Source organism: Microbispora sp. H10830 (assembly GCF_014161375.1).
GTDB lineage: Bacteria > Actinomycetota > Actinomycetes > Streptosporangiales > Streptosporangiaceae > Microbispora > Microbispora catharanthi.
This window is the reverse complement of sequence record NZ_JABBWX010000041.1, coordinates 1-6,543: the sequence shown is the minus strand read 5'-3', so window position 1 is coordinate 6,543 and position 6,543 is coordinate 1. Positions and strand designations below refer to the sequence as shown.

General features: G+C 68.5%; 5 protein-coding genes. 2 read left to right on the top strand and 3 right to left on the bottom strand.

Annotated features, from left to right (window positions below):
* The coding region (locus tag HHX35_RS42225; RefSeq protein ID WP_182904224.1) for a cellulose binding domain-containing protein at window positions 1-177 on the top strand (177 nt) is incomplete at its 5' end.
* A gap of 105 nt (window positions 178-282) precedes the next feature.
* A complete protein-coding gene (locus HHX35_RS42220; RefSeq protein WP_310739686.1) occupies window positions 283-1,110 on the top strand; it encodes an SAM-dependent methyltransferase in 828 nt (275 codons plus the stop codon).
* Window positions 1,111-1,371: 261 nt separating this feature from the next.
* Here HHX35_RS42220 and HHX35_RS42215 read toward each other — a convergent pair whose 3' ends face one another.
* The 3 genes from HHX35_RS42215 to HHX35_RS42205 all read right to left on the bottom strand — a co-directional run.
* Entirely contained in the window at window positions 1,372-3,729 is a 2,358-nt protein-coding gene (locus tag HHX35_RS42215; protein ID WP_220506545.1) for a ricin-type beta-trefoil lectin domain protein, read from the bottom strand.
* A gap of 235 nt (window positions 3,730-3,964) precedes the next feature.
* Entirely contained in the window at window positions 3,965-5,404 is a 1,440-nt protein-coding gene (locus HHX35_RS42210; protein WP_182904221.1) for an arabinofuranosidase catalytic domain-containing protein, read from the bottom strand.
* Between the two features lie 69 nt (window positions 5,405-5,473).
* Window positions 5,474-6,543 (bottom strand): carbohydrate-binding protein (locus tag HHX35_RS42205; RefSeq protein ID WP_182904220.1); only part of this gene is annotated, 1,070 nt, incomplete at its 5' end.

The window sequence follows — 6,543 nt, the reverse complement described above, 5'->3', positions numbered from 1 at the left end:
GGATGGAACGCCACCTACTCCCCCACCAGCGGACAGGTCACCGCGAAGAACGTCAGCTACAACGGCTCGCTGGCCCCTGGAGCCTCCACTGACATCGGCTTCCAGGCCACCCACACCGGCAACGCCGGCAAACCGACCGCGTTCACCCTCAACGGCGTGACCTGCAGTGTGGCGTAGCCCTCTTCGATCACGGAAAGATCACGGAGAGATGCGGCACCATCACAGCGGTCATCGCCCCAGTGGAGGATGTTCGATGGAACCGAGAGACGACCGGGAGCGCGGGTGGCCGATCTGACAGAGGCCCGGGCCGCGGCCGCCGCGCGGATCAACACCGCGGTGGCGCACCCGGCTCGGGTGTACGACTATCTGCTGGGCGGCAAGGACAACTTCGCGGCCGACCGTGAGGCGGCCGAGGAACTGGTCAAGCTGTCTCCCGGCACTCGTGAGGGCGTCCGCGCCCACCGGGCCTTCCTCCGCCGGGCGGTGCGCCACCTCGCCGAGGCGGGTGTCTCGCAGTTCCTCGACATCGGCACCGGCATCCCCACCCAGGGCAACACCCACGAGATCGCGCAGGAGATCGACCCCGGCGCGCGGGTGGTCTACGTGGACAACGACCCGATCGTCCTGGTCCACGGCCGCGCTCTGCTGACCGGCACGGGGATGACCACGGTGATCGAGGCCGACCTCCGGAAGCCGGAGGTGATCTTGTCCCACCCCGAGGTCCAGGCCGTGATCGACTTCACGCGTCCGGTCGCCGTCATCCTGGCCGGCGTCCTGCACTTCGTCACCGACGAGGAGGATCCGTACGGCACGGTGGAGCACATCAAGGCCGCCGTGCCCGCGGGCAGCCGGCTGCTGCTGTCGCACATCACCCTCGACTTCGCGCCCCGGCTGCGCGAGGAGGACTTCACCAAGCCCTACGACAAGAGCACCGCGCCCATGGTCCCCCGTACGCACGCCGACGTGGTGCGGTTCTTCGAGGGCTGGCACGTGGTCGATCCGGGCGTGGTCGAGGTCGTGAAGTGGCGGCCGGACGACAAGGAGCACCAGGAACACATCCCGGGCGGCGGTCACGCCTGGGCCTACGGCGGAGTCGCGATCAAGCCCTGATCGAAGGACCGGGGCGGCGCCTGCTCCACGAGCGATTCGGGAAGCGGTGCGGTCGCGGGTGAAGAGTTTCGTCGAGGAATGCGCGGCCCGGATCCCGGGCCGCGCATTCCTGCCTCCCGCGTCGGTTACGGACGTCGGTCGTGGTCAGGTGGATCGGCAGGACTCGTCGCCCGGCCCGCGGACCACCACAATGGTCCGCGGGCGTGGCGACAGGTCGTACCGGTGGGGTCGGAGGTCGCCGCCATGGGCGACCGTGTCATCTCAGTTGCGGCTCCACTGCTGGTTGCTTCCACCGTTGCAGGACCACACGATGATCTTCGTGCCGTTGGCGGTTCCGGCGCTGTTGGCGTCCAGGCACAGCCCGGACTGGACACCGGTGACGGTGCCGTCGGCGTTGAGGTTCCACTGCTGGCCGGCCCCGCCGGAGCAGCTGTTGATGACGGCCGCGGAGCCGTTGCCGGTGCCCGCCTCGAGGCACTTGCTGCCGTACACCTGGAGCTGCTTGCCGGAGGTGTAGGTCCACTGCTGGTTCGCGCCGCCGTTGCAGTCCCACAGCGCCACCTGGGTGCCGTTGGTCTGCGACTGGTTCGGCACGTCCACACACCGGCCCGAGGCCAGGCCACGCAGCAGGGTGCCGTTGCCGGGGCCGGGACCGCCCTGGCCCGGCGTGATCGAGAGGTTGTCGAACTGCGCCGTCTCGGTGGTGCTGGTGCCGACGCCGATCTGGCCGGCGCCCCAGGTGCCGTCGGTGACCGAGGCCACCTGCGACCCGTCGATGCTCGCGGTGATCGTGCTGCCGGAGAAGCCCAGCGCCAGGGTGTGCCAGCGGCCGGTGCCGAGCCCGGCGACGTTCCCGCTGCGGATCGTCGTCATCGCGTTGTCGACGTTGTTGCGGATGATCTGCCAGGCGCCGCCGTCGGTCACCCGCAGGTAGTAGGCGTTCAGTCCCTCGGGGCCGAAGGAGTGCTGGGCGCCCGCCCGGCCGATCAGCTCGGCGTAGCCGCTCTGCTCCAGCAGCACGTCCGCGGAGACGGTGTAGTTGCTCCAGCTCAGGTCACCCAGCAGGGCGTACGGGTGGGAACCACCGGTCCACAGGATCGGCTGGCGCGGAGCCATCTGGCGCACGCACCGGCCGGACCGGCCGCCGCCGCAGCCCACGATCTCGAACGAGCCCTGCATGTCCGAGAGGTACTTCGCCTCGCGGCCCACGGCGTAGGAGTCGAAGTCGTCGGAGTACGGCAGGGCCATCGTGCCCCGGGCCGGGCTGGTCGCGGTGCCCTTGCCCTGGCCGGTCGTGGTCGTGATCGAGTACACGTACCCCGGCTGGACCGTCAGCGAGAAGGCGCCGTTGGACGGGGTGATGTCGCTGGAGTGGACGAAGTAGTCGGCGGAGTTGCCCGAGTTGAGGTTGGTCGCCCACACGTGCACCTGCCCGGTGGACAGCCCGCCGGTCACGTTGAAGTTGAGCGTCTGGGCGCCGGCGGCGTCCATCGTCTCGATGATCGTGCTGTAGTCGGAGCTGCTCGGGGACTTCAGCGACACATAGCTGCCGTTGTTGCGGTTGCCGCCGATGTAGCCGCTGGAGGAGTCCAGGTACTTCCAGCCGGGGGCGGTGAACTGCGTGGTGTGGCCCATCACCCAGGCGCTCTTGCCGATGGCGTAGTACCCCGACCACGGCTGCGGCGCGACCGCCACGCCCATCGTGGCGAAGGGCAGGTTCGGGGCGATGGCGGCGATGACCGGCCAGTTGATGTAGGCCGTCATCTTCCCGTCGATGTAGTCCCGGTTGATGCCCCGGGCCATCGCCTTGGCCCCGTCGTTGTAGTCGTCGGAGCCGTTCTCACTGGCCCACAGCACCTTGCCGGAGTTGATCGCGGTGGTGGAGCTTGGACAGTTCTGCTGCGGTCCGCGGTAGCCGCAGACGTAGTGCGACCCGAACACGTCGACCGCGTTGCGGAAGGCGGTGTTGTTCGCGGCGTCGTCGGCGACGCCGAAACCCCAGTCGTCGGACGCGATGATCTTCACGTTGCCGAAACCGCGGGAGTCCAGCGCCGAGTTGAGGTTGACGTACCAGTTGAGGTCGCGGCCCTTCTCATTCCAGCCGCCGAGGTAGTCGATGGTCAGGTTGTGGCTGTTCTTGGCGCAGCCCAGCCAGTCGACCAGATAGTTGATGGTGTCCTGCGACCAGAAGTTGCCGCCTCCGAGCCAGCCCGGGGCGCCCCAGGCCAGGCCCACCAGCTTGATGTTGGGGTTGCGGGCCTTGGCCTGCTCCATCAGCCACCACTCGTAACCCCGGTTGCAGTCCAGGTCGCCGGAGGTGTGCCGATGGCTCGGCTCGGCCCCGTCGGTGGAGTTGGTGTCACCGCCGATCTCGACCTTCAGGATCTGCATCGAGGCGCCGTACCCCGGCTTGAACAGATAGTCCAGGATCTGGCTGCGCTGCGGCTCGGGATAGTCGACCAGCAGACGGCTGTTGCCTCCGCCGCCGCTGATCGCGCCGACACCGTCGAACGTACGGCCACCGGAACCACCATTGATCGTGATTCCGACCGCCGCACGCGCCGGCGACACGGCCACCAGGGACATCGCGACCGACAGGAGCGCGACCACCACACTCATGGCGACGCGCGCAATGCTTTCTCTTCGCCGACTCATGGGGTCCTTTCGATGAGGTAGGGCGAAATGGACATGGCGACAGACCGGCCGAGAGCGGGCGCCGTCAGGGGGGCGGCGCCCACGGCCGGGTGCCGGGGACTCGGGTATCGACGTCGCGTGACGTGCTGCCGCCGTACTGGAGGCGCGCCGCCGCAGGCCCCCGAGCCCTGCGGCGGCGCGTCCTCGTTTCACCGCCTGGTCAGCTGCGCCTGCTCCACTGCTGGTTGGTTCCGCCGTTGCAGGCCCAGAGGATGATCTTCGTGCCGTTGGCGGTGCCGGCATTGTTCGCGTCCAGGCACAGCCCCGACTGCACGCCGGTGATCGTGCCGTTGGAGTTGACGTTCCACTGCTGGTTGGCCTGCCCGTTGCAGTCCCAGATGATCACCTGGGTGCCGTTGCTCGTGCCCTGCCCGTTGGCGTCGAGGCACTTGGTGCCGTACACCTGCAGCTGCTTGCCGGAGGTGTAGGTCCAGCGCTGGTTGTTCTGGCCGTTGCAGTCCCACAGCTGCACCTGGGTGCCGTTGTTCTGCGAGACACCGGTGACGTCCAGGCACCGGCCGGACTGGCCGCCCACGATCTGCTCCCCCTGCTGCGGCGTGCCGCCGCCCGACATGGAATAGCCGACGGAGGTGATGTTGGCCTGGACGGCGTCCTCGGTGGCGTCGGACGGATAGCCGTTGGTGACCGCGCCTTCGAAGAACATCCCCTGGCCGGTGGGGCTGTTGTCGCCGCCGGTGCCGAGCAGGATCGAGCTCTCCAGCCGCATGGGCGAGTAGCCGTTGGGCAGCGGGCCCGAGAAGGTCCTGGTGAGCCCGCCGCTGTTGCCGTTGCCGTACTTGAGGGTGAAGTTGGTGGTGCCGTTGTTCTTCAGCCAGGCGCTGACGAACGGGTAGTGCACCCCGGAGTTGTTCGGATCCTTGTTGGAGCCGGTGTTGGTGTGATACATCCCGTTCTCCAGGTCGGCCTCCACCCACGGGCCGGTCCCGGTGCAGTTGTTGAACCAGCAGGCGGTGCCCCAGTAGATCGCGTTCATGGTGGCGTTGCCGGTGTCGTTGTGGGAGTTCTCACCGCTGCCGTAGTCGAAGCAGCACCACTGGTTCACGTAGTTGGACGAGGTCACCATGTAGATGCCCTCGGGCCTGCTGCCCGTCGGCACGTTCCTGGCGTTGTCGATCCGGTAGCCGGTGCCCTGGGTGCTCTTGATCCCGAACACCTGGTGCCCGCCTGCGGTCACCGGCAGGGCCATGGCGTCCGCCCCGATGTCGGAGCCGTTGGGGCCGGGGCCCTTCCAGAAGCCTCCCCACGAGATCGGCAGATCGTTGTGGTTGGCGGTCTGGTCGTAGATCTTCGTGATCGTGCAGGAGGTGTTCGCGCAGAACGAGACCTGCGCGGCCCCGTCGGCGTACCCGCCCGCCTCCAGCAGCCCGATGTCGCGGTAGCTGCGGTCGGACGCGCGCTGCATCTGGTAGAGCGGCCCGTTGTAGGACGCGAACAGCGCGCGGGTGGTGCTGTGCGCCGCCGCGCACGGCGTCCCGCCCGTGGCGTAGATGTCACACGGAAGCGACGTGGCGGCCTGCGCCGGCGCCTGCGCGGCGACCGCCCAGGCGAACAGCACGGACAGCGGGACCAGCGCTGCCATGATGAGGCGGACGAGTCTTCTCCTCGGGTTCACCAGATTCCTCCGATCGGGGGCGCAACGCCGTCGTCCTCAGGCGGCGGTGCAGGTGAGGGACCATGTCGACGGAGTGCCGCCGGCGAGGAAGCCGAACGTCGTGGAGGCGGACGGCTGGAGTGAGCCGTTGTAGGAGGCGTTGGTCACCGACACGGCCGAGCCGGCGGTGCTCACCGTGCCGTTCCAGACCTGGCTGATGGTCTGGCCGTTGCTCAGGGTCCACTTGACGGTCCAGCCGTTGATGGGCGCGTTGCCGGCTGTCACCGTGATCTCGCCCTGGTAGCCGCCGGACCAGGTGTTGGTGGTGCGGTAGGTCGCGTTGCAGGCGCCGCCGTTCGGCGTGGGCGTGATCGTCGGGCTGGGCGACGGTGACGGCGACGGCGAAGCGGGGGGCGTGGGTGAGGGGGAGGTCGGAGGCGTGGGTGAGGGGCTGGTGGTCGGCCCGTCGCCGGTGAACTGCCACCAGTTCAGGTTGAACAGGTAGCCGCTGCCGCCGGTGAACTTGAGGTACAGGTCGTGGGTGCCGGTCGCGCCGGTGACGGGGCAGGAGACGGTTGTCCAGGTCTGCCAGCCGCCGGTGCCGGGGACGTCGCAGGTGCCCATGAGGGTGCCGGTGGCGCTGTCGCGGCGCAGTTCGATCTTCCCGCCGCCGGCGCCGGAGGCGACCCGTGCGGAGAAGGAGGTCGCTCCGGTGCCGAAGCCGACGCCCTTGACCTTGATGTAGTCGCCGTTGTCGATGAAGCCGACGTTCATCCCGCCTTCGTTGGAGGCCTCGGTCTCGACGCCGGACTCCCAGGCGATGGTCTCGGCCTCCTGGCGGGTGTAGGGGTTCAGCGTGCCGATCTGGGGTGCCCCGGTGGTGGTCATGTTGATCGTCGGGATGGTGCCGTCGGCGTTGTAGGTGAACTTCTCCACCGCGACCGAGCGGGTGTAGCCGCCGCCGCCCGGCAGGGCGCCGTTGTGGTAGAAGAAGTACGAACCGCCCTGGTAGTCGATGATTCCGGGGTGGTTGGTGAAGCTACTGCCCTGGGTGGGCATGATCGTGCCGCGGTAGGTCCACGGCCCGGTCGGGCTGGTGGCGGTGGAGTATGCGATGAACTCCGAGC

Coding starts and splice junctions, on each gene's coding strand:
- HHX35_RS42215 (WP_220506545.1), bottom strand. CDS start 3,729: ATGAGTGTGGTGGTCGCGCTCCTGTCGGTCGCGATGTCCCTGGTGGCC.
- HHX35_RS42210 (WP_182904221.1), bottom strand. CDS start 5,404: ATGGCAGCGCTGGTCCCGCTGTCCGTGCTGTTCGCCTGGGCGGTCGCC.